The organism is Hyphococcus sp., assembly GCF_965267305.1.
Classification (GTDB): Bacteria; Pseudomonadota; Alphaproteobacteria; order Caulobacterales; family Parvularculaceae; genus Hyphococcus.
In genome coordinates, this window is the sequence record NZ_OZ253945.1 from 1780433 (window position 1) to 1801342 (window position 20910).

Genomic DNA, 20910 nt, shown 5'->3' on the forward strand with positions numbered 1-20910 from the left:
CATGTCTGCGTTCTTCAAACGCACCTTACGCATTGAATGGGGCTGGTGCGATCCGGCAGGGATCGTGTTCGCGCCGCGCTTCATCGACATGCTGAGCGAGAATACGGTGCAAATGTTTGAATTCGCTGGCCTGCCTAAGAAACGGCAGATGCGCAAAGATATGAGGATCGCCGGCTATCCGCTGGTGGATTTGAAGGCGCGCTTCCTTTTTCCTGCAGCATACGGCGACGATGTCGTCGTCGAAAGCGATGCCCCTGACTTCGGAAAATCCAGTTTCACCATCGAGCATCGCATCCGGAAAGGCGACACACTCTGCGTCGAAGGAACGGAAAAGCGCGTCTGGACCGTCTTCGACGACAGCGCCCCGGGCGGCATCAAGGCGGCACCGGTTTTGGAAGATGTTCGCCGGCTCTTCGTGAAATGAAAAATCGCCCGGTCCAGCAGGGACCAGGCGATCTTGTTCTTTAAATCGGTGCAATCCTATTTGTAGGTCGCGGGCGCGCCATTGTGGCTCAAGATCACCCAAAGCGCATGGATGATGCCCGGGATATATCCGAACAGCGTAAGAACCACGTTGATCCAGAATTGAGTGGAGATGCCGACCTGCATGGCGACGCCAACCGGCGGCAAAATAATCGACAAAATGATGCGCAGAATATCCATAAGGAAATCTCCCGGGTCAGAAGTTAGCGGTCGCAGAAGAAAATGGATGAAGCGCCAAGCGCCGAAACGCTCACGATAAATCCTAGCAAGATGGTGGCGATCAACATGGTTTTGCTCCTGCAATCACTTCAAAAACACCAATTCGCGTCAGTCGGTTCCTTGCGGTTTACATACAAAAAAAGCGGCCCGTATGAGCCGCTTTTTGATTTAAATTGTAATGGCCTTAATTGTCGGTCGCGTCTTCAATGTCGTCCGCAACGTCATCCGCGGCATCTTCAACAGATTCGGCAGCTTCCTCGAACGGTCCTTCGTTCTGCTCATCGATGATCGCGTAAATGATGACGCCGATCACCAGTGCGCCGATGATGCCAAAAAGTGTATTCCGGGACATGGGTGCTTCTCCTTCTATCGCGGGCCTAACAACCGGGGGAGAAAGAGGTTCCCGCAATGAGTCAAGCGCGGGACAAGGCGAAATAAATGAAGGCGGAATAGGTTCCTGAAACGGCTGCGATTATGGCGAGGCCGAGAACAACCCGCAGCCTGATAATGCGAATGCTCGCGCCTTTCGCCACCTCGGTCACCGCATGGGCTATCTCTTCGGAAAGCATTTCTTTCGTGTATGACGACAAAGCGATAGCATGGCGCGCTCCGGGCTCAGACGTCGCTTCAAGCGCCTTTTTATAAGCCCGGTCAAAGACAATCCGTGCAATGAACTCTTTCAAGGCCGTCGCCGGTTTCCAGTTATGCCCGCGGACATAGACATAGCCCCGCAAGAGATGCGGCCCGAGGGCGACCAAATCTCTGATGGCGAATCCCGCAGTAATGACGACAACCACAAGCTGAAATCCGCGCGCCGTCAGGTCGCCTGCCTCATGAAGCGCGAACAAAGCGCTGACGATGGCGATTTTCCAGAGCAGCGAAACCGCGACGCTTTGCACGCGCTGACGTACGACGCTCGTCGTTTCCCGGCTCAGGTCTTCGATCGCTGTCGATTTAGCGATTTCCACAGCCTGAGAGACGCGACCCTTGACCGCCTTATCGACGGCTGATCTGCCGAGTACGGCGCCGCCCGCCACCGCTGTCGCTGCAAAAAGGAGCGCTCTAAGCCACATAATTTATTCCGCGATTGCCGCCGCTGGAAGATAAGCGTTCGATTTCTGTACACAAGAATTCATAATGAGTTTTGCACAAACCTCCATGGAACCATTTCTAAGATCGCTTGTTCACCTGCGGCGTCCATAATCCAGGGAGGTTAAAATGCTTGGTTGGGCTCTCACTTTTCTTGTTATCGCGCTGATCGCAGCGCTTTTCGGGTTCGGCGGAATCGCCGCAACCTCAGCCGGAATTGCAAAAATCCTGTTTTTCGTATTTCTGGTGCTTTTTGTCGCGACCATGATTTTCCGCGCCCTCAGGGGTAAAACCCCAGTCTAGCGCTCACAATACCGATGATATTCAAGCATTTGGAAAAAGCCGCCCTCTGGGCGGTTTTTTTTGAGTTTTAACTGGGCAAGACGGGAACCTGGCTCATTAGCGCGTGTTTCAAAGCTGTCGTGCAGATCAGGGCCGCCCCATTCCTGATTTGCCGTCGCAGACTCCCCGTCGCGGGCCCGCGCTGTTAGCCTCATCGCCCCGAGATCGACAGCGCGGGCCGCGTTTTTTCGCACCTTTCGTAACCCGCTCGCACCCACGGAACGCCGGTTGAAAAACGGTGTTTCGTGCGCGGTAAAGTTTGAAAGCCATGCTTTATGAGTGAAAATGACGATAAAAAAATCTATGGGCGTGTCATTGTAACCTACGGACGCAGTCTGATGTCGCTCGTAGCGGCGCAGAGCCTCGCACGGCGCGGTTTGCATGTGGTTGGTTGCGACAGCGTCGACCTGACCGCACTCCGGTTTTCGAAATTCTGTCACTCCTACTTCGTCCATCCTGACCCGGCCGACGACGAAGACGCCTATATCGAAAGCCTGATTGAGAAGATCGAATATTGGCGGCCCGAAGACGATACTCCCTATGTTCTGATGCCATTATTTGACAATGCGCGGCTGCTGGCCCGGCGCAAGTCGGAGCTTCCCGACTATATCAAACTTGCGGCGCCAGACGCCGCGTCCATCGATTTCGTCTATCCGAAAGACCGTCTTGTCAGGTCCCTTGGGGCGTTGCGGGACTTTGCGCCGGAAAGCCGCATCATAGAAGAACGGGACGATGTGGAAGCCGCCGCAGCAGATCTAGACTTCCCGCTCGTCCTGAAGCCCGCCGAAGGCGTCGGCGGGCGCGGCGTCGAATTTGTCGATGACCTAGAAGAGCTCTTGAGCGCTTATAACCAACTCTCCGAAACGCTCAAAGGACCGTTTGTTCTGCAGGAAACCGCCGAAGGCGAAGATTTCTGCATGACCGCCATCGCCGATCACGGCGAAGTGCGCGCCGCCATGGCGTACAAAAATCTCGACACCTTCCCCAAAAAGTCCGGCGCCGGCACCGTCCGTGAGACGGTCGATCACGCGCCCTTTCTGGAAGCGACGGAAGCAATTTTAAAATATTCAAACTGGACCGGCGTTGCAGAAATCGATTTCCGCTGGACCGGAAAAGAGGAAGACGCGCCCAAGCTGATCGAGGTAAACGCGCGTTTCTGGGCCGGGCTTTACCATTCTATGGCATCAGGCGTTGATTATCCTTGGCTGCTTTATCAACTGACCGCCTATGACGCGATCAGCGAATCGGCGAACCCCATTATCGGCAAAGTCACGAGAACGCCGGTTCTTTCGACCATGTCGATGATCTCTTCTATCCTGTCACGCTCGATCCGATTCCCTGTCACGCGCCGGGTCGTGGGGAGCGGCTGGAGGTTAATAAGAGAAGAAGGCGAATGGCGCGAAGGATTGCGGCGTATATGGCGCGGACTTAAAGGGGCTGTCGCGTTTGACAAGGCGGCGTTCATTACACTTGAAAAAATGGACCAGTCGCGGGATGCGCCGACGGAGTTTGATCACGCTGATGATCCTTATGCGGGACTTGGATTTCTTTTTATTCTGAGCTCCTTGCGTCGCTATGGCCGCTTGCCCGACGAGGTTAAGTATTAAGTTAAAGTCTGAAGGAGGCGCGCTATCTCACGTCGACAAGCGCTTATCGGAATAACTAAACCGGAAAAAGGCGACAACGCAGCCTATGCCTTGGTTGCGCTGGGCGTCAGGATCGCCGGAGGCGAACCTGTTGCGATTACAGCGAAAAGCGAAAAGCCGGACCGCGATCTTGACGGCGTCATTCTCGGCGGCGGGCAGGACGTTTTTCCCATGCTGTTCGATGACACGCCGAAACAGGGCTATGTCTATGATCGCGCCCGCGACGAGATGGAAATCTCCCTGGCGCAGACGGCGCTGGAGCGGGATGTGCCTGTGCTGGCCATTTGCCGCGGGGCGCAGCTTCTGAATGTGGCCTATGGCGGCACGCTGCATCTTGATATGACCGAAGCCTATGAGGACGCTCATTACCCCGACTCGCTTTTCGCAAAGGCTTTTTACCGCAAGCCGATTACGACCGTAGCGGATTCGATCATTCGCCGCGCTCTTGGCGTAAAACGGGCCTTCGTGAATTCCCTGCACAAACAATCGGTAAAAGAATTGGGCGACGGCCTGCGCGCCACCGCTGTCGAGCCCAATGGCGTCATCCAGGCCATTGAAGACGCTAACCGTCCTTATGTTTTAGGGGTGCAGTTCCATCCGGAATTCATGCTTCACAAAAAGATGTTCCGCCAGGTTTTCGGTTCTCTGATAAATGCGGCGCAGTCAGCGCCTTCTCTTGAGCCTGCTGCGCTCAAGCAGCTTGAGCAGCGGGTCGCCGCCCATGCCGGCGGTTAAGAAGTGCTTTTCTTCAATTTAGATAACCGGCCCGCCAGCCTTTCGTCGCGATAGGCGGTCGATTTTGCTTTGCGTAGCGCTGAATTCAGGCGAGCGACGGAAAACATCCGATCAAGCGCCGTAAAATCACGCTTCATATATGCGTCCACCGCGCTGGCGGCGCTTTCGCAAAGGTTGCCGTCAGTGAACGCTTCAATATCAGCGGAGGAAGGGGATTCTTTTTCATTATCCATAAGACGATGCTTCTGATTTCAGGACTCAGGATTAGTCGTCGTCAAAAGCGTCGAGCGCAGCGACCGCGAGGCCGGCCGCAGCGGCGATGGCCAAGACGCTCGCAGGTCGGGTTTTGACCTTATTGAGCAACATCGCCTGAGTAGTGCGGTCTATGAGGCCGCTGTTTAGAAAGTTCAGATCCGGCGATGCAGACATCGGCGCAGACGATTGTGAGTGATGTTCCCGATCTGCAATGACAAGGCAGATAAGGCCAACAGCAAAAACACCGCCGGCGCTTATCATCAGGGCCGCCCACATGGGCATCGTCGCGCTAAGCGCAAAGGCCGCGGCAGTGGCTGCAAAGCCTACCGCAACAATCAGGAAAAGGGCTGCGCACAGCATCCATACTGTGCGGCGAAGCGCTTCCTCGCCCTCTTCCTTGACGACTCTGAAGAGCCTGAACATGAGATTTTACTTCCGAAGAAACGTGCGGCCTAAAAGAAAGCCTAGCGCGACGGCGGCGCTAAGCGAGGCGACCGGGTTTTCTTTAACATTCTTTTCAATCGCAGAAGCCGCATGTCGAGATTCTTCGTCCGCGGCATTCATCAGCTTCGTAGCGCGATCCCGCATCTTGTTGATCTGCTCATCCAGCGTCTCTGTCGCGTCCGTCGCTTTTTTTGCACCTATAGCAAGCACATCATCGCGCAAGGCTTTTAAATCATTCCGGAGCGCTTCAATATCCTGGCGAAGATCAGCGTCCGATGCTCCTTCGGCGAGTTTTTTAGTCGCTGACATAGCTTTATCCCCGTACATGCGATGCTCCTGTCCTCAAAAATCCGTCTGCTTGAAGAACACGCCGCCGCTCTTCTGGTTCCTGCCTCATGCGTCGCGGGGCTGCGTCTGAGGCAGAAAAACCCCTCCCAGCACATGCGGCGCCGGAGAGGCGGCAAATCCGGGTCAGCTTATCTGGGAAGCTAGCCCGCTGATTTTATTGAGATTTTTATCATAAGGCTTACCCAAGGAGCAACTTTCATACTGTTCCTCATGGGCCTAAGGACACGGAAGACTATTAGTTCTGTATGGCCGAAACGATATCTGCTGCGCCAAGAACTATCATCGCACCGGCGTTTGCTTCGCGTGGAAGCACTTCCTCGCGCGCCATACGAAACTCACAGGTTGCATTTTCAGCACTCTCGCGTGCCAGTTTGAGGTACCCCGCCTCAACGCATAGCATGTCGCCTTGGAGATGCGTCAGATGTGCCTGTTCGTCTTTTCTTCGCATGCTTTTCGTGCGCGAGAAAGACGCTACTTTTAAACTATATGGATCAGAATGCTGACCAGCCATCCGCACGAAGGAAGCCAATATCACCGGGCCTGCGAGCGTTTCAGATTGAGCATTTTCAGCAATCTCTGGGCGTGTTTCCGGGACAGAATATGAATTTTGGGCTAGTACAGAATTGCTGCAGCCCAAAATGAAAACAGCGGCGCTGATCGCCATAGCGGCATGATTTTTTGCAAACATTGAACTCTCTCAGGCAAAATTTCGCGTATTCTGTTGGGCTCAATACACATTCATTAGTCAGCGGTTCCGGTGGTTCGCGTCAGGCACTGGCGCAACTTACTCATGTTGCGCCAGCGGAAGCCCGGAACCGGCGAGCAGCCCTCGTGTTTTTCCATCGCAAGTCCGATTTCCCGATGATATGGAGGCTTTTATGCTTGGATGGGCTCTTACATTTCTGGTTGTTGCGCTAATCGCGGCGTTTCTAGGTTTCAGCGGCGTAGCCGCCGCGTCGGCCGGAATCGCGCAAATTCTGTTCTTTGTGTTTCTCGTGCTTTTTGTCATCGCAATGGTGGCGCGCGCGGTCCGTGGCCGATCGCCAATGTGACCGGCTTCACACACTGAATAAAAAACGCCCGCGGTTGCGGGCGTTTTTTATTCGTCGGCTTCTTTATCGATAGAAATCGTAATCAGCACTTCGCCGGGCGATGCTTCTCTTTTGATTTCGCCATTTAGAAAACCGCTGACAAGCCGGTCGACAATTGTGTGACCGAATCCGGCGTTTTGGGCGCTATCGACGGGAGCAAGGTTTTTGCTCTCTTCGCGCCATTCAAAGACGAAGGCGTCATCACTGACTTTCCAATCAATATTCAACGTTCCGTCTACCTCTTTAAGCGCGCCATGTTTCACGGCGTTCGACACGAGCTCGTGGACGATCAGCGCCCAGGCGGTCGCGGCGCCGGCGTCAAACGGATAGTCGCTCCCATTGATGAATATGCGCGGCGGCGTGGTGCGCCACGGACGCAACGTGGTTTCGAGGATAACGCGCAGATCCGCACGGCGCTGTTTGAGGTCGACCGTGCCGAGATTATGCGCCTGATGCAGCGCAAAGAGGCGTTGACGCGTCGCATCGGCGAAGTCCTCGATTGATGTCGCATATCGCGCGCTGAGACTGATAAGGGCGTTGGTCACTGAGAAAAGATTTTTTATCCGGTGATTAAGTTCCTGAACCAGCAGCGTATTGCTTTCCTCGGCAGCCTTGCGCTTCGAAATATCCACGGCGCACAGGCACAAATGCAATGGATCGCCAAAATCGGAATCGATCGGCGTCACCGTCAAGAGCGCCCATCCCTTTTCACCGTCATCATTCCAGAAAGGCGCTTCACCCGATACCTGGCCTTCCACCGCAGCGCGTTCGACAAGATCGCGAACCGCGGCGCGGGTATCTGCGGAGCGTCCCCACATCTCCAGATCCCAAAATTGCGCGTTCAGCCATTGCTCGCGCGGCACGCCGGCCAGCGTCTCGCCATAGTCGTTCAATTCGAGAATGCGGCCGTCAGGGGTCGTGATGGAAAAGAGGGCGCCGATTCCGTCGATGAGTTTGCTGACAAGACTTTCCCGGTCTTTGACATCCGTGATGTCGTAATTGACCCCGGCAAGACTAAGCGCGCCGGATCGCGGATCCACAATCACCCGGCCGCGTCCGGCGATCCAGCGGTAGCGATTGTCAGCGCCGAGAACGCGGAATTCTGCGCGAAACCGCCCCTCCCCACCGCGCGCCGCTTCTAAATTTTCACGAACATAGTCGACATCCTGCTCATGAATGCGGGCGAAGACGTCTTCGCCATAAACCGGGGTCGCCGGCGGCAATGACAGAAGCTCTCGCAGTTTCGGGTTGGCGTGCAAGGCGTCGGATTCAAAATCCAGACGGAAAACGCCGAGATCCGCTGCTTCCGCGGAAATCTCCGCCTGCCAGCTATACTCAAAAGCACGTTCTTCGAGCTTGCGAATATAAAAAACCACACCCGAGGTGGCGAGAATAAGAACAATCGCCGCAGCGAGCCATTGAAGACCGTTATTGGCCAGATCTCCGGGCTGCACCCAGACGATGACCGCAGCTGCAATTGCGACGCCAGTCAACCAGAAAATGGTTTTCTTGGCCGGCGCGAGATAACCGGACGAGGTCGCGCCGATGAGCGCCACGAGCGTCAACAGTGGAAATGTCGAATTTGGAATTAGAACGGCAAGCGCCATAAGAACGATGCCGGCCGCAAGCCAGATCCTTCCGGAGCGGCGCGACTGCATGACGCCTCTGAAAATGCGCGTAGTCGGATTCGAAAAAAAGCTCATTTACAGGCGATCAGGCCCGGTCGAGCTGATCGAGAAGCTTGGCCGCTGTGTCGGGATCGGATTTCGTCAGCTCTAAACCAAGATAAATCAGCGACCGTATCGCCGCTGAGCGGCTCGCGGCGCGATTTTCAAAACGCCAATCATCGATCATCGCGAGCTCGGAATCGGCGACCATGATCTGAAGCTTCTCAACGCGCTTTTCCGGCGCGGAAGGTTTGTCACTGCTCATAAGTCACCATTCGCGCTGTCGGCGTCAATTGTAGAAAAACGCGCCGTATCAAGGCAGTGAGCAACCGCGGCCTGGACGGCCTCAGGCCTGTACGGTTTAACGATGACGAAGTCCGGCTCCACATCTTCTCCTCTTAAAACGTCATCCGGATAGCCGGTAATGAAAATGACAGGGCAACTGTGCTGATCCTGAAATGCGACCACGGCGTCGACGCCGGTTTTTTGTCCGTCGAGATTGTAATCCGCAAGAACGATGTCGGGAGCGGTTTTGATGGCCTCGCGCGCGCCCTGCTCGGCGGTTCGCGCCAGCCCCACTACCTTAACGCCCATATTTTCCAATACGTCTTTCAGGTCGGCGGCAATCAGCGGCTCATCTTCAACAATCAGCGCTTTGCGCTCTGCACGCTTTTGCTTAATGAACGACCGGCCCTCTTGCAGCAAATCGGCGAACGGTTTGGACAAAGGATCGAGCACATATTCTATATCCCGTTGCGACAGACCGCAAATGTCGTTGAGCAGCAAAACCAATCGCGCTTCGGACGGCGGCGCGCCTAGACTGCGGATATATTCCGCACTCGAAAATGGTTTCGGCGGCGCATCTGCATTGAGAATCTCCCGCCATTTGAGAATGAATTCGCGAAACAAATCTGACTTGGCGGCGGCCGGCGGCTTTCCATCCCGGATATTCTCCGCTGTAACGGCGCCGGCGAGCTCATCGCCCGCCAACCGGTCCGCGGTGACGGCGCGCGCAAATTGCCGGAGTGACGCGCTGACTGGTAAAAACACTGATCTTTCGTCCTAATGCTGGCTTAGGCAGACACCCCTCAGAGCCTGCCGGTTCCGCCCCACTGCAAAAAGAAGCGACCCAAAACAAGGATTTGGGTAGAACCGACGGCAATTTCCCGTGTAATAGACCTGTGGTCAAGATCGCCCATCTCTCCGACCTTCATTTTGGCCGGACCCATGAAGCGGCTCTGACGGCGCTCGCTAGCGCGCTTGAGGCGGCGGAGCCCGATCTGACCGTTGTCACAGGAGATCTGACGCAGAGCGGCCGCCGGAAGGAATTTGCAGAGGCTGCGTCTTTTTTGTCGGCTCTGGACGGCCCGGTGCTCGCCGTCCCCGGCAATCACGACGCGCCTGTCTACAATCTCATTCTCCGTTTTTTCAGCCCGTGGTCCCGCTACGAAAAACATATCGGGGCCGCTTCCCTACAGCGAGTCGTTCTGGGCGATGTCTGCGTCATCGGAGTCAACTCAGCGCGCCGGGCCCAGCCGCGGCTCAACTGGTCCTATGGAAGGCTGTCTCGCCGCGTGGTCGACGAAGTCTCGCATCTGGCGAAAGCGGAGCAAAACGCCGGACGCACCGTCTTGTTAGCTTTACATCATCCGCTCGTGATCGGCCCCAACAAGGCCGGCGCAAAGATTGTCGGCAATGGCGAATATGCCCTAAGGAGCTTTTCCGAAAGCGGCGTTAAAGCGGTCCTTACAGGCCACGTCCATTTAAGCGCTATTTCACCTGTAACAGCGACGGGCGGGCGCATTCTTTCCGTACAAGCCGGGACAGCCATCAGCACGCGTCAACGCGGAGAAGAGGCGAGCTTTGGCTTGCTCGACGCGGAACGCGACTCAATCTCATTGATGCGCTACCGCTTTACAGGCGACAGGTTCCTGTCTGACCCGCCCGCGGCCTACAGGCTCGAAAGCGGCGTCTGGCGACCCGCTCTTTAACGGCCAGCTTTAAGACGGATTTTTTCAGGTGCGCGCCTGCGCCGAGTGAGCTCACGGAGCGCCTTTTTTAGTTCCAAATTGCTGTAAAGGCGGTCTTTTACCGCCTGCAAGTCCGTATTCATCTCGGTTGTCCGCTGCGCAAGCAGCCGTGCGCCATAGTCTCGCGAAAGACGATGGCGCACGGCGCTTTGCCTCGGTTCCGCCAACTGTTCGTCGGCGAAAGCGTCAATATCCAGGGCTGTTACAAGCGTAATAACGTCGGTCATGCACCCATTACACGACAGCGGCCAATTGGGTTCCCTCATTTTCGTGGTTTTCTCCCTCGACCATCGTCATCAGACGGCTGCGGGCCCGGGAAAGGCGTGAGCGCACTGTTCCGACCGGAACATCCAGCACCGCCGCCGCTTCTTCATATTTCATGCCCTCAATGACCACGAGGGAGAGGATAACCTTGTCGTTCAGCGGCAGGCGTTCGAAAGCGTCAACAACGTCATTGTAGTGCATGATCTGCTCCTGTGTTTGGGCGCTCGCGAGGCGGGACTGCGGCGCGTCATCCATTTCAACTGTAATGCCGCGGGTTTTTTCGCTGCGGATCTGGTTGAGAAAAACCCGGCGGCAAATGGTGAAAAGCCAGGACCGAAGATTGGCACCGTCAAACAGATGGGCCTTGCGAAGAGCGCGCTCGACGCTGTCCTGCACGAGATCGCAGGCGCGGTCCTGATTGCGTGTCAGTTGGAGCGCGAAGCGATGAAGCGCCGGCAGGCACTCGTTGAGTTCTGCGGTTGAAATTTGCGTTTGCATCTTGTCGTCCTCCTGTCATCCGATGACGGCAAGGTGGCTGAGATCGAAATTGAAATCAAATGAAACCGCGTGTGTAGGATGCGATGCCAAAGTAATTTGCGCATCATCTGGAAGATCATTATTAAATGTATACTGAGTATGTTATATAAGAGATGGAACTGACCTCTTTTGCATGACTTGAGGGACTCACTCCAAAAAGGAGTTAAGCTCCTGATTTCCATTGGATTTATCCTGCATGCTACGGCCGCTGAATTGCGGATTGGGGCTCAGACTGGAGAAGGATGCACACAAGTTTCACGCAGGGGACGCAGCCGCCCACAATCAAATACGGCGAATTACATTATGCTCATGACGTGATATTTAGGCTTGGCGATCGGGTTTCAGCTTTAAAAATTAAATCCGAGCCGCCGCGGATTGTCTTCGAGATGAAGATAGTCGTCCTGAAAATCGCAAATTTCCACAAGCCGATCACGCTGCAGCAAGGTGATCCGCCCTTTCGTGCGCTCAATAACGCCGGTTTTCTCCAATTCACGCAGAACGCGATTAATATGCACGAAACTAAGACCCAGTGCATCGGCCAACATCGCCTGGCTTACGGGCATATGGAATGTATGCCCTGCGCCTTCGCCTGCGATGACGGCCCTGCGATGCAACTCCAGCAAGAGATGCGCGACCCGCTCCCGCGCCGAACGCCGCCCATTGCGGACAATCTGCTCCCGCAAAATCGCTTCTTCCTGCAGAGTACACCACCAGAAAGCAGCGCCGGAGCGCCCGCCCTGCATGAAGAGCGACAAAATCTCCTGTCGTTTTATCTCAAGCACCGTCACCTTGTTAAGCGCCAGCACCGAATGGTCGGCGCCATTGGTGACAAAAACCTGAAGGTCATAGACGTCGCCAGGCAGCATGAAGTTCAGAATCTGCGAGCGTCCATCCTCCAGCGATATGTAGCGGGCGGCCCAGCCCGTAGAGACGACAAAAGCGTCCCCAGGATCTTCCCCCCGCGCGACAATTTCCTCGCCTGACTGATAGGTCTCAACCCGGAATCGAAGCCCTTTTAAAGAGGTCAGCTCCTCTTCTCCCAAGTCAGCGTAATAACTCAGTCGTCTGAATAGCGCTTCCATCTTATTTTTCTCTTGTGATCGCCTATCGGCACAGAACACCTTATACTGAAGGCCGTCCGCTGATATCAAAAAAAACCGGCTTTTGTCTTACCGTATGAGGAACAAGCTCCGTGAACCGCCCTCGCCATCCCTTTTCAGAACCGAGCTTTGAAGAGCTCAGCAGCTATCTGGACGGCGAGCTACCTCCTGATCGCCTTGATGAGATCGATCGCTGGCTTGTCGATCACCCTGACGCAATAGGAAAGCTTCAGAAGATAAGAAAGGTGGAAACCGCTCTTCGCAAAGCCGTCAAGCCTGTCGCGAGGCGTGCGGCTGCTGCGAAAACAGACGCGCGAGACCCATGTCTCAAACGCTGACAAAACCATCTTTCACGGCGTAGTCTTTTGATGAGCCTGACATTTCCGTGATGGAACCGACAGTCGCGTGGCATTGTTGCAGAGATAAAGGAAGTCACCAATATATGTGCGTGCGAGTTTTCATCAATACGCATTCCGGCGGCGTGCGCGCGGTCGGAGCCGAAAAAATATCCTCCCTCATTTTTCATGAGCTCAAGGGCGCCAATCTCGACTGCGAAATCTCGACAGGCGGCCCGCCGGAATGCAGCGACTTTTTTGAGACGGCTAAAAATGCCGACGACACAACCATGGTGATTGTCGCCGGCGGCGACGGAACCATCGCCTTCGCCGCGAAAGAGCTCGCGCACACCAATATCCCTGTCGCGCTCTTGCCCGGGGGGACGATGAACCTCATCGCACATGATCTGCGCGTGGGCGGCGATATAGAACGGGCGATTGAGCATCTGACGGAGTGGCGTCCGCGCCTCATCGACATCGCCATGGTCAATGACCGCGCCTTTTTAAACAACATCGTTTTCGGAGATTACGCCGACATTGCAGAGTCGAGAGAGGCGATCCGGGATGCACACAGCCTGGAGGAAAGGCTGGGCGCCATCTCCGAGGCCGCCCAAACCCTCATGCACTCGGAGCCGAAAAAATTCGAAGTGACGATTGACGGCGAGACCATGCATGTGCGGTCCAATATCCTCATGATCGCCAACAATCCCTATACGACAGCGATTGACATGCGCCCAAGACGCAAGAGGCTCGATACGGGAAGGCTCGCCGTCTATCTTGCTGATAGCAAAGACGGCGTCGACATGGTCGCCCGCATCATCGAGGTCCTGCGCGGTGAAATAAAATCGGCAGGAACCATCGAATGCCGAGAGACGGTCGAATGCACTGTAAAATCGCAGCAAAGTCCGGCGCTTGTTGCCGTGGACGGGGAGCCCCTGGAGCTGGAAAATCCCGTAAAAGTGCGCATTCTACCGCGCGCGCTTTCTGTCCTCTGTCCTGACTAAACCGCCCGCACGCGCCGGGAAGCTGATCCGCCGCTCTGTTGCGCAGTCAACGGGTTCTCAATCCGTTTCAACTCTCCAATCAAAACCCCCACGGGACCAAGCACGGGAACAGTGTCGCAAACGGATTTCAGCACCAGGAGCAGCGGGATAGCGAGAACGCCGCCCAGCGGACCCCAGAGAAAGGTCAAGAGCGACACCGAAACAATAATCGCCAGCGGCGTTACCCGCATGCGCACGCCCAAAATCATCGGCGTCGCGAAGTTCGATTCAATGAAATTCAGCGCCATAAAAGCCGCAGCCGGGGCGAGCGCCATCCATGGTTCTTCGTAATGAACAATCCCCGCCAGCGCGAGGAGCGCCGTCAGCACCGCCGGACCGATGAACGGGATGAAATTGAAGATCGCCGCCAGAAGTCCCCAGATATGCGGAGACGGCAGGTCCAGCGCCCAGGCCGCCAGCCCCATGCAAACACCGAGACAGGCGTTTATAGTGGTCATGGTCAGCATGTAGACGCCGATCTGTTTCTCGATATGACTGAACATCCGCACAGCCCGCAGCTTCGCCGTCATGGAGCGATTGGCGGCGACCAGCTTTCGCTTGAAATCGTTACGTTCGGCAAGAAGGAAAAACACCAGCACCCAGGTGAAGAGAAACTGGACGACTGCGCCCGGCGCGGCTTTGGTGACGCTTGCCGCCGGCTTGGCTTCTTTGACCGCGACTGCCGGCGCAGGCTCCTCCTCTTCGCCGATTTTGGCGATTTCCTCGACCTGATCGGAAACTTCCTTGACGGTGGAGACCGCCTCTTCGAGGCCGGCGAGCTTCTCCCGCGCCTTCAACGCCAGTTCGGGAATGTTTTCCGCCCAGGCGATGGCGGGACGGCCGGAAAACACCAGCAGCGATGCAATCGAAGCCACGGCGATCAGCGTGACGAAACCGGCGGCGGCAGTCTGGGAGAAACCGAACCGCACAAAACGCGTCGCGGCCGGGGCGAGAATGATCGAAATCACAAGCGCGGTGGTCAGAGGCAGCATGACGGGTTTCGCAACATACAAGAAAAAGCCTGTGGCGAGGACCGCCAGGAAAAGGGCACAGCCCGCGATGATCTGCAACGACCGGCGCGGCGTAAACATCTCGGGGCAGACATCGTCAATGAAATGGCGTTTGGAAGACATAAATCCCCGCTCTACCCCCTGAACACTACGCAACAAAACAGAGACGGCGCGCTAAAGGTTCCGGGCGGGCCAAACTGGCCGAACCGCACCAAATATGGGCCAAAAGGGGGCGAAACCGGCGCTGCAGCTGCTGGAGAAGCCGACAAGCATCAGATAGGTTGTGCTGACAGGCAACGATAGTGCTGTCAGTGACGGAACCGCGCGATCATCCCATTTCAGTCCCTGCGAGCCGCCTCGGCCCGCTGCTCGATCAGGCGCGGGGCGCAGGCATAGACCTCGACGGGCTTTCGCGCGGTCTCGATCTGAAAGTCCGCCTCGACGCCCTGCCGGAAGAGAGCAGCATCTCGCTTGCCGACTACTATCGCATCCAGAACCGGCTGATGATTCTTATTGGCGACGAGACGCTGCATATGTCGGCGCGCCAGCTCCTGCCGGGCAGCACCGACTTCGTACTCCGAAATGTGAGCGAGTGCAAAAACCTCACCGATGTGATGCAGGTGATCGCCAAGACGTATAATCTTCTTCATGGAGGCGAATACAACGCCGTCGCTCGCCGCGCTGACACCATCGATTATCTGATCGATGACCGTAAATTTCCTTATACGGACGAGAATACGGATGAGTTCATCTATTTCTCAATTGAGTGCATTCTCATCTTTCTCCATTGCATGCTGATGACAGTGTCGAACAGGGCCGATACTGCTGTGAAAGGCCTTAATATTCGTCGTCCATGGCCTGGCAGCGATTGCGGCCATCTCGGCTACTGGGACGCGCCGATCAAATTCGGCGCCGATGTTTATTGCGTGTCCTTCTCTCGCGCCTTGGCGGAAGCGCCGATTGTTGTGCCGCCATTACAGGCGCGATCTTCGAATGCGGTTTATCAGAAGATCGTTGAGGCGGTTGCGGGCAAACACGCCCGCCATGGCGGCGTACAATCGATGACAGCACGCGTGCGTGATTCCCTTGAACGAGGCGTCATCGAACAGGGCGAGATCGCGGCGCAGATCGGCGTCAGCGTCGCAACATTGCGCCGGCGGCTGGCGAGGGAGGGAACTGGATTCCGCGACTTGCGCCGCGACGTCCTCAACGACACGGCGAAACGGCTGCTCGCCGAACAAAGATCGGTCTCGGAAGTGTCCGACGCCCTCGGCTTTTCCGAATTCCGGGCGTTTAATCGCGCCTTCAAGGATTGGAACGGGGTGACGCCAAAAGCCTATGTGCGCGGTCTCGAGGCCTGAAGGAATCACCCTGATTTGAGCGAAAATGTACACTATTAGTGACGCTTACCGTCATTATGAAAAGCCGGATCTTCCCTTAATTTCATTGAAAAATAACAATCAACGCCAATGAGGGAGGCGACCTATGAGGTCCACAAAATCTACATTATTGCTCAACAGTGCGCGTAAAGCCGGGCTTTTCGCCTTCTGCTCCAGCCTGGCGCTCGGCACCGCCGGCGCCATGGCCCAGGAGGATGGCGACTTTGCGAGTGAGGCGACCAGCGACGTCATCGTCGTCTCCGCCCGCCGCCGCGATGAATCGCTGCTCGATGTGCCGATCGCGGTCACTGCGGTCAGCGGCGAACAGCTTGCCCTCCAGGGCGCGCAAGACATCACTTATCTCAGCCAGTCCGTGCCGAACCTGACGCTGGAGGTCTCGCGCGGCACCAACACGACCCTCACCGCTTTCATTCGCGGCGTTGGCCAGCAGGACCCGGTCGCAGGCTTTGAAGCGGGCGTCGGCATTTATGTTGACGATGTCTATCTCAACCGGCCCCAAAGCGCCGTGCTCGACATTTACGATGTGGAGCGCATCGAAGTGCTGCGCGGACCGCAAGGCACGCTCTACGGCCGCAACAGTGTTGGCGGCGCCATCAAATATGTGACGAAGCGCCTTGGCGACGAACCGTCGTTCAAACTGCGCGCTTCAGGCGGCACTTTCGGTCAGTTTGACGTCGTCGGCACGGCGGAAATGCCGTTGACAGATGAATTTGCAGTGGGGGGATCGGTCGCTTATCTGACGCGTAACGGGTACGGAGAGAACCTCACCACGGGCGAGGAGAATTACGACAAGAACATCCTCGCCTTCCGCGGCAGCGCGGAATATGACAATGACGTTCTTTTCGTCCGGCTCGCCGGCGATTACCTAAAAGACAAGTCGAACGCGAAAGGCGGACACCGCCTGATTCCTGGCCTCTTCTCGGGAACGCCGGTGCTTGACGACGTTTATGACTCACTTGGCGGCATCACTGGCGAGAATGAAGCGGAAGCCTATGGCGCGGCGCTTCATGTCGAACTGAAGCTCAATGACAACTGGAAAATCAAGAACATCGCCGCCTGGCGCCAGGACGACAGCCTTCAGCAGATTGACTTTGACGCGCTTCCCGCAGCCGATGTGGATGTGCCGGTGATTTACGAAAACGAGCAATTCACCGAAGAACTTCAGCTTCTTTACGAAAGCGATGCGGTCGCAGGCGTGCTTGGCTTTTATTACATCGACGCAAACGCCTTTAACACATTCGACGTCATTCTCGATCTTTCCGGCTCTTTCGCCATGCTGCCGGGTCTTAACGCCAACACGACCGGCGATGTGGACACCAAATCCTGGTCAATCTTTGGCGATCTGACCTTCGACCTTGAAGAAATCATCGGCCTTCCGGGCGTAGAGCTCGCTGTGGGCGGGCGCTACACCAGCGACAAGCGCTCATCGCAGGTGCTGCGTCAGACCTTCATTGGCGGCAACACGCCAGCGCTCGGCGGCACGACGGCAGTGCTGCTCGCCACCACCTCGGACTTTGAGGGCGAGGAAACCTTCACCGATTTTAGCCCGCGGGTCTCGCTCTCCTGGAGCCCCAATGGCGATCATAATTTCTACGCTTCTTACAGCCAGGGCTTCAAAGGCGGCAGCTTCGATCCGCGCGGCCAGTCAAGCACAGTGACCGTCGATTTCGACGGCGATGGCGATGTCGATGCTGATGATGTCTTTGAGTTCTTCCTGTTCGAACCGGAAGAAGTCGACTCCTACGAGATCGGCTGGAAGTCGCGCCTCGCCGGCGGCCGCGTGACGTCTAATCTCGCCCTCTTCTACGCCGACTACACCAATGTGCAGATTCCGGGCTCGCAAGGCGGCATCGACCCGATCACCATGCTGCCGACTTTTATCGGCGTCACCACCAACGCCGGCGGCGCCGAATTCTACGGCGTCGAATGGGAAGGCACAGCCCTCCTTGCCGAGGACATGTTCGGCGCCGGCGACTCATTCTCCATCGGTTGGGGCGGCGGCTGGATCGACGCCGACTACACCCAGTTCCTGGTGGGCACGGTCGACGTTTCCGACCAGCGCGTCGTTCAGAACACGCCGGAATTCTCCGGCGCGCTCACCACGAACTACACCCATCCTGCAGACTTCTTCGGCCGCGGCGGGGATGTCTCCTTTATCACCCAGACATCTTACAAGTCGCGCACAAATCAGTTCGAAGTCCCGAACGCCTATCTCGACCAGGGCGGCTACGGCCTTCTCGACGCCAGCCTCGTCTGGACCTCGGAAGACGGCAAGCTGCAGATCGGCATTCACGGCAAGAACCTTCTCGACCGCGAGTACCGCGTCGCAGGCTATAACTTTATCGCCCAGAACAATGACGGCAGCTTTGTGACGCCGCTGACGCCGACTTTGGGTCTTGAGGGCGTCTTGACCGCCTTCTACGGGCCGCCGCGCACGGTTACGGGCACGGTTCAGGTGCAGTTCTAGGGGGGAGCCAATTCCCCTTCCTCGCGAAACGGGGCGGCCGGCTCATGTTCTTGCCGCCGCCCCGTTTTTCCTTCACTTCTTGGCGCTCGAGGGCCCGGATGAAAAAACTCCTTCTTATCGTCATTGCGCTCGTCATCATTCTGGGCGCTATCGCTGGCGTCAGCTATTGGCGCGCGAGCCAGGGTGCGCCCGCGACCGATCTCGAGAAGACATATCTGACATCTGCGGACCGGTTTCTCGATGTCGCCGGCGCCCGCATCCGCATTCGCGAAGAAGGCGATCCCGCAGCCCGGCCCGTCATTCTCATTCATGGCTTCACCCACAGCCTCGAAACATGGGACGGCTGGGCGGCGGCGCTGAAATCCGACTATCGCGTTATTCGCTACGATCTACTGGGGCACGGCCTTACCGGACCCGACCCGCTGGAGCGCTATGCGCCGGAAGAACGCGCAGCCTTTATCGGAGATATTCTCGACTCGCTTAACATCGATCACGCCGCCATCGCCGGCAACTCTCTCGGCGGTCTCGCCGCATGGCGTTTCGCAGCCAGTCATCCTGACCGCGTCGATGCGCTGGTGCTGATTTCTCCCGGCGCTTATCCATTGAACGGCGCCGGCGACGAACCGGCCGAAATTCCCGCTGCCATGAAAGCCTATCTGATGACTGCGCCGGAAGCGGGCGTGCGGGCGAGCGCCGGAATCATTTATGGCGACGATGAAAAAATCACGCCCGAACGCGTCGCCTCCATGCGCGACATGATGCGCCGCGAAGGGAATGGCGAAGCAATGATCCGCTCGCTCGAAGAATTCACCCTGCCCGATCCTGCTGCGGCGCTCGCAAGCATTGAAACGCCGACCTTGATCCTGTGGGGCGAAATGGATGCGGTGATCCCTATCGCGCAAGGCCGTCAGATCGAAGAGACAATGCCTAACGCCAAACTGATTTCCTATCCGGGCGTCGGTCACGCCGCGCAGGAGGAGGCCCCGCAGGAAACCGTCGCCGACGCCATCGCCTTTCTGGCCGAACATTACCCGGCGGCAGGCGAATAAATGGCGCACGGACTATCTCAGGATCGGGCGACCTCGCCCCTTTACCGTGCCTACGTCCTCTTCATTCTGGTTGTCGTTTACACCTTCAACTTTATCGACCGCCAGATCGTCGGCATTCTCGCCGTCCCGATCAAATCGGACCTCGCGCTTTCCGATACGCAGTTGAGCCTCATGGGCGGCCTCGCCTTCGCTCTCTTCTATACGTTTCTCGGCATTCCCATCGCCATGCTTGCGGACAGAACGAGCCGCACCTGGATTATGACGGCGGCGCTCGCCATCTGGAGCGCTATGACCGCGGCCTGCGGCTTCGCACAGAACTTCCTCCAGCTTTTTCTGGCGCGGCTTGGCGTCGGTGTCGGTGAAGCGGGGGGCGTCGCGCCCGCCTATTCGCTCATTTCCGATTACTTCCCGCCGGAAAAGCGCGCGCGCGCCTTGTCGATCTATTCCTTCGGCATTCCCGTCGGTTCGGCGCTCGGCATTCTGCTTGGCGGCGTTCTGACGAGTTATCTCGGCTGGCGCTCGGCTTTCATCATTGTCGGGGTGGCCGGTCTTGCGATCGCGCCGATCTTTCGTCTCACCATGCGCGAACCGAAACGCGGGGGCCTAGACGGTGCGGCGGCGGTGACAACGCCGGCGAAAATTTCCGAGGTCGCGATGACGCTGGCGCGCAAGCCAAGCTTCTGGGGCTTATCCTTCGGTGCAGCGAGTTCCTCCATGATGGGCTATGGCCTCATCTTCTGGCTGCCGTCCTTTTTCGTGCGGAGTTATGGCGACGCCCTGCCCGGCTTTTTCGCCTGGCTGCCGGATGCACTCGTTCCGGCGAACCCCAGCCCACTGCTTTACGCGTCTTATTTCTACGCAACGATCTTGCTCCTCGGCGGTGTGGCAGGGATATGGCTTGGCGGCGTCATGGCGGACCGATATGGCCAGGAGCGCAAAGGCGCCTATGCGCTTGTGCCGGCGCTCGCCTTCATCACGACCATTCCGTTTTTCGCCATCGGCGTGCTGGCGCCGTCCCTCTGGATCGCCTTCCCCGCGTTTCTCGTTCTGCAGGCTTTAAGTCTCGTGTGGCTTGGTCCCGTGCTGTCGGCGTTTCAGCATCTGGTGCAGCCGAATATGCGCGCTACGGCATCCGCGCTCTTCTTGTTCATCAACAACCTGATCGGCATAGGCCTCGGCAATCTCGCCATCGGCGCAATTTCGGATCGTCTCAATGCGCAATTCGGGGATGAGTCCCTGCGCTATGCGATTCTTTCGGGTATTGTCTTCTACATTATAGCGGCCGGTCTGTTCATCCTGACGGCGCCGCGATTGAAACGCGATTGGGCGGCTTAAGCATTTTTGGTTTGTCGCGCC

26 protein-coding genes are annotated in these 20910 nt (G+C 56.9%); 11 read left to right on the forward strand and 15 right to left on the reverse strand.

All coding sequences use genetic code 11. The features are described from left to right. The first annotated feature begins 1 nt into the window (after position 1). Positions 2–424: an acyl-CoA thioesterase gene (locus tag ACQY5P_RS08425; RefSeq protein WP_428410298.1), complete on the forward strand. Its 423-nt coding sequence runs from the start codon at positions 2–4 to the stop codon at positions 422–424. A gap of 56 nt (positions 425–480) precedes the next feature. On the opposite strand, the gene ACQY5P_RS08430 is transcribed toward ACQY5P_RS08425, so the two are convergent. The 3 genes from ACQY5P_RS08430 to ACQY5P_RS08440 form a co-directional block, all read right to left on the reverse strand. Beyond that, entirely contained in the window at positions 481–663 is a 183-nt protein-coding gene (locus ACQY5P_RS08430) for a YqaE/Pmp3 family membrane protein (RefSeq protein WP_428410299.1), read from the reverse strand. Positions 664–886: 223 nt separating this feature from the next. Continuing rightward, positions 887–1054 carry a hypothetical protein gene (locus ACQY5P_RS08435; protein ID WP_428410300.1) on the reverse strand — a complete coding sequence of 56 codons (168 nt, stop codon included), beginning with the start codon at positions 1052–1054 and terminating at the stop codon, positions 887–889. A 61-nt stretch (positions 1055–1115) separates the two neighbouring features. Next, positions 1116–1775, reverse strand: a complete 660-nt coding sequence (locus tag ACQY5P_RS08440; protein ID WP_428410301.1) for a hypothetical protein — start codon at positions 1773–1775, stop codon at positions 1116–1118. 145 nt (positions 1776–1920) lie between these two features. Between ACQY5P_RS08440 and ACQY5P_RS08445 the strand changes: the two genes are divergently transcribed. The 3 genes from ACQY5P_RS08445 to ACQY5P_RS08455 all read left to right on the forward strand — a co-directional run bounded on the left by ACQY5P_RS08445 (position 1921) and on the right by ACQY5P_RS08455 (position 4514). Next, positions 1921–2094, forward strand: a complete 174-nt coding sequence (locus ACQY5P_RS08445; protein WP_428410302.1) for a DUF1328 domain-containing protein — start codon at positions 1921–1923, stop codon at positions 2092–2094. Positions 2095–2408: 314 nt separating this feature from the next. After that, on the forward strand, positions 2409–3740 hold the full coding sequence (locus tag ACQY5P_RS08450) for an ATP-grasp domain-containing protein (RefSeq protein ID WP_428410303.1): 1332 nt from the start codon (positions 2409–2411) through the stop codon (positions 3738–3740). 90 nt (positions 3741–3830) lie between these two features. Beyond that, on the forward strand, positions 3831–4514 hold the full coding sequence (locus tag ACQY5P_RS08455) for a gamma-glutamyl-gamma-aminobutyrate hydrolase family protein (RefSeq protein ID WP_428410304.1): 684 nt from the start codon (positions 3831–3833) through the stop codon (positions 4512–4514). On the opposite strand, the gene ACQY5P_RS08460 is transcribed toward ACQY5P_RS08455, so the two are convergent. From ACQY5P_RS08460 to ACQY5P_RS08475, 4 genes are all read right to left on the reverse strand, one after another. Then, complete coding sequence (locus ACQY5P_RS08460; protein ID WP_428410305.1) at positions 4511–4747, reverse strand: hypothetical protein; 237 nt, start codon at positions 4745–4747, stop codon at positions 4511–4513. The genes ACQY5P_RS08455 and ACQY5P_RS08460 overlap by 4 nt on opposite strands. 31 nt (positions 4748–4778) lie before the next feature. Further along, positions 4779–5192 (reverse strand): phage holin family protein, encoded by a 414-nt coding sequence (locus ACQY5P_RS08465; protein WP_428410306.1) that lies wholly within the window; start codon positions 5190–5192, stop codon positions 4779–4781. A gap of 6 nt (positions 5193–5198) precedes the next feature. After that, the gene (locus tag ACQY5P_RS08470) at positions 5199–5540 is read right to left on the reverse strand and encodes a DUF883 family protein (protein WP_428410307.1); all 342 of its coding nucleotides are present in this window, start codon (positions 5538–5540) and stop codon (positions 5199–5201) included. Positions 5541–5796: 256 nt separating this feature from the next. After that, a complete protein-coding gene (locus ACQY5P_RS08475) occupies positions 5797–6249 on the reverse strand; it encodes a hypothetical protein (RefSeq protein WP_428410308.1) in 453 nt (150 codons plus the stop codon). Positions 6250–6439: 190 nt separating this feature from the next. Between ACQY5P_RS08475 and ACQY5P_RS08480 the strand changes: the two genes are divergently transcribed. Beyond that, positions 6440–6613 carry a DUF1328 domain-containing protein gene (locus tag ACQY5P_RS08480; protein ID WP_428410309.1) on the forward strand — a complete coding sequence of 58 codons (174 nt, stop codon included), beginning with the start codon at positions 6440–6442 and terminating at the stop codon, positions 6611–6613. A 47-nt stretch (positions 6614–6660) separates the two neighbouring features. Here ACQY5P_RS08480 and ACQY5P_RS08485 read toward each other — a convergent pair whose 3' ends face one another. Genes ACQY5P_RS08485 through ACQY5P_RS08495 form a run of 3 tightly spaced genes read right to left on the reverse strand, consistent with a single transcriptional unit; the run spans position 6661 to position 9111 of the window. Further along, the gene (locus tag ACQY5P_RS08485; protein WP_428410310.1) at positions 6661–8310 is read right to left on the reverse strand and encodes a PAS domain-containing protein; all 1650 of its coding nucleotides are present in this window, start codon (positions 8308–8310) and stop codon (positions 6661–6663) included. A 55-nt stretch (positions 8311–8365) separates the two neighbouring features. Next, complete coding sequence (locus ACQY5P_RS08490; protein WP_428410311.1) at positions 8366–8584, reverse strand: hypothetical protein; 219 nt, start codon at positions 8582–8584, stop codon at positions 8366–8368. Then, entirely contained in the window at positions 8581–9111 is a 531-nt protein-coding gene (locus ACQY5P_RS08495; RefSeq protein ID WP_428410313.1) for a response regulator, read from the reverse strand. The genes ACQY5P_RS08490 and ACQY5P_RS08495 overlap by 4 nt, the downstream gene beginning before the upstream one ends. Before the next feature lie 389 nt (positions 9112–9500). Here ACQY5P_RS08495 and ACQY5P_RS08500 point away from each other — a divergent pair, with 389 nt between their 5' ends. Next, entirely contained in the window at positions 9501–10310 is an 810-nt protein-coding gene (locus ACQY5P_RS08500; protein ID WP_428410314.1) for a metallophosphoesterase family protein, read from the forward strand. Here ACQY5P_RS08500 and ACQY5P_RS08505 read toward each other — a convergent pair. The 4 genes from ACQY5P_RS08505 to ACQY5P_RS08520 form a co-directional block, all read right to left on the reverse strand. Then, positions 10307–10576, reverse strand: a complete 270-nt coding sequence (locus ACQY5P_RS08505) for a hypothetical protein (RefSeq protein ID WP_428410315.1) — start codon at positions 10574–10576, stop codon at positions 10307–10309. The two genes, ACQY5P_RS08500 and ACQY5P_RS08505, sit on opposite strands and share 4 nt — an antisense overlap. A 7-nt stretch (positions 10577–10583) precedes the next feature. Next, a complete protein-coding gene (locus ACQY5P_RS08510) occupies positions 10584–11111 on the reverse strand; it encodes an RNA polymerase sigma factor (protein WP_428410316.1) in 528 nt (175 codons plus the stop codon). Between the two features lie 386 nt (positions 11112–11497). Next, positions 11498–12232 (reverse strand): Crp/Fnr family transcriptional regulator, encoded by a 735-nt coding sequence (locus ACQY5P_RS08515; RefSeq protein ID WP_428410317.1) that lies wholly within the window; start codon positions 12230–12232, stop codon positions 11498–11500. A gap of 179 nt (positions 12233–12411) precedes the next feature. Further along, a complete protein-coding gene (locus ACQY5P_RS08520; protein WP_428410318.1) occupies positions 12412–12597 on the reverse strand; it encodes a hypothetical protein in 186 nt (61 codons plus the stop codon). Between the two features lie 95 nt (positions 12598–12692). On the opposite strand from ACQY5P_RS08520, the gene ACQY5P_RS08525 reads away from it, so the two are divergent. Then, the gene (locus tag ACQY5P_RS08525) at positions 12693–13589 is read left to right on the forward strand and encodes a diacylglycerol/lipid kinase family protein (protein WP_428410319.1); all 897 of its coding nucleotides are present in this window, start codon (positions 12693–12695) and stop codon (positions 13587–13589) included. Here the strand turns inward: ACQY5P_RS08525 and ACQY5P_RS08530 are convergent. Beyond that, positions 13586–14761 carry an AI-2E family transporter gene (locus tag ACQY5P_RS08530; protein WP_428410320.1) on the reverse strand — a complete coding sequence of 392 codons (1176 nt, stop codon included), beginning with the start codon at positions 14759–14761 and terminating at the stop codon, positions 13586–13588. The two genes, ACQY5P_RS08525 and ACQY5P_RS08530, sit on opposite strands and share 4 nt — an antisense overlap. 179 nt (positions 14762–14940) lie before the next feature. Here ACQY5P_RS08530 and ACQY5P_RS08535 point away from each other — a divergent pair, with 179 nt between their 5' ends. From ACQY5P_RS08535 to ACQY5P_RS08550, 4 genes are all read left to right on the forward strand, one after another. Beyond that, the gene (locus tag ACQY5P_RS08535) at positions 14941–15999 is read left to right on the forward strand and encodes a helix-turn-helix domain-containing protein (RefSeq protein ID WP_428410321.1); all 1059 of its coding nucleotides are present in this window, start codon (positions 14941–14943) and stop codon (positions 15997–15999) included. Between the two features lie 124 nt (positions 16000–16123). Next, positions 16124–18505 carry a TonB-dependent receptor gene (locus tag ACQY5P_RS08540; protein ID WP_428410322.1) on the forward strand — a complete coding sequence of 794 codons (2382 nt, stop codon included), beginning with the start codon at positions 16124–16126 and terminating at the stop codon, positions 18503–18505. Positions 18506–18603: 98 nt separating this feature from the next. Continuing rightward, positions 18604–19554 carry an alpha/beta fold hydrolase gene (locus ACQY5P_RS08545; protein WP_428410323.1) on the forward strand — a complete coding sequence of 317 codons (951 nt, stop codon included), beginning with the start codon at positions 18604–18606 and terminating at the stop codon, positions 19552–19554. After that, positions 19555–20889 (forward strand): spinster family MFS transporter, encoded by a 1335-nt coding sequence (locus ACQY5P_RS08550; RefSeq protein WP_428410324.1) that lies wholly within the window; start codon positions 19555–19557, stop codon positions 20887–20889. Positions 20890–20910 lie beyond the last annotated feature (21 nt).

Bases quoted from the DNA above. Each gene is read 5' to 3' on its own strand.
- ACQY5P_RS08425 (WP_428410298.1), top strand. From the start codon at position 2: ATGTCTGCGTTCTTCAAACGCACCTTACGCATTGAATGGGGCTGGTGC.
- ACQY5P_RS08430 (WP_428410299.1), bottom strand. From the start codon at position 663: ATGGATATTCTGCGCATCATTTTGTCGATTATTTTGCCGCCGGTTGGC.
- ACQY5P_RS08435 (WP_428410300.1), bottom strand. From the start codon at position 1,054: ATGTCCCGGAATACACTTTTTGGCATCATCGGCGCACTGGTGATCGGC.
- ACQY5P_RS08440 (WP_428410301.1), bottom strand. From the start codon at position 1,775: ATGTGGCTTAGAGCGCTCCTTTTTGCAGCGACAGCGGTGGCGGGCGGC.
- ACQY5P_RS08445 (WP_428410302.1), top strand. From the start codon at position 1,921: ATGCTTGGTTGGGCTCTCACTTTTCTTGTTATCGCGCTGATCGCAGCG.
- ACQY5P_RS08450 (WP_428410303.1), top strand. From the start codon at position 2,409: ATGAGTGAAAATGACGATAAAAAAATCTATGGGCGTGTCATTGTAACC.
- ACQY5P_RS08460 (WP_428410305.1), bottom strand. From the start codon at position 4,747: ATGGATAATGAAAAAGAATCCCCTTCCTCCGCTGATATTGAAGCGTTC.
- ACQY5P_RS08465 (WP_428410306.1), bottom strand. From the start codon at position 5,192: ATGTTCAGGCTCTTCAGAGTCGTCAAGGAAGAGGGCGAGGAAGCGCTT.
- ACQY5P_RS08470 (WP_428410307.1), bottom strand. From the start codon at position 5,540: ATGTACGGGGATAAAGCTATGTCAGCGACTAAAAAACTCGCCGAAGGA.
- ACQY5P_RS08475 (WP_428410308.1), bottom strand. From the start codon at position 6,249: ATGTTTGCAAAAAATCATGCCGCTATGGCGATCAGCGCCGCTGTTTTC.
- ACQY5P_RS08480 (WP_428410309.1), top strand. From the start codon at position 6,440: ATGCTTGGATGGGCTCTTACATTTCTGGTTGTTGCGCTAATCGCGGCG.
- ACQY5P_RS08485 (WP_428410310.1), bottom strand. From the start codon at position 8,310: ATGCAGTCGCGCCGCTCCGGAAGGATCTGGCTTGCGGCCGGCATCGTT.
- ACQY5P_RS08490 (WP_428410311.1), bottom strand. From the start codon at position 8,584: ATGAGCAGTGACAAACCTTCCGCGCCGGAAAAGCGCGTTGAGAAGCTT.
- ACQY5P_RS08505 (WP_428410315.1), bottom strand. From the start codon at position 10,576: ATGACCGACGTTATTACGCTTGTAACAGCCCTGGATATTGACGCTTTC.
- ACQY5P_RS08510 (WP_428410316.1), bottom strand. From the start codon at position 11,111: ATGCAAACGCAAATTTCAACCGCAGAACTCAACGAGTGCCTGCCGGCG.
- ACQY5P_RS08515 (WP_428410317.1), bottom strand. From the start codon at position 12,232: ATGGAAGCGCTATTCAGACGACTGAGTTATTACGCTGACTTGGGAGAA.
- ACQY5P_RS08520 (WP_428410318.1), bottom strand. From the start codon at position 12,597: ATGGTTTTGTCAGCGTTTGAGACATGGGTCTCGCGCGTCTGTTTTCGC.
- ACQY5P_RS08525 (WP_428410319.1), top strand. From the start codon at position 12,693: ATGTGCGTGCGAGTTTTCATCAATACGCATTCCGGCGGCGTGCGCGCG.
- ACQY5P_RS08530 (WP_428410320.1), bottom strand. From the start codon at position 14,761: ATGTCTTCCAAACGCCATTTCATTGACGATGTCTGCCCCGAGATGTTT.
- ACQY5P_RS08540 (WP_428410322.1), top strand. From the start codon at position 16,124: ATGAGGTCCACAAAATCTACATTATTGCTCAACAGTGCGCGTAAAGCC.
- ACQY5P_RS08545 (WP_428410323.1), top strand. From the start codon at position 18,604: ATGAAAAAACTCCTTCTTATCGTCATTGCGCTCGTCATCATTCTGGGC.
- ACQY5P_RS08550 (WP_428410324.1), top strand. From the start codon at position 19,555: ATGGCGCACGGACTATCTCAGGATCGGGCGACCTCGCCCCTTTACCGT.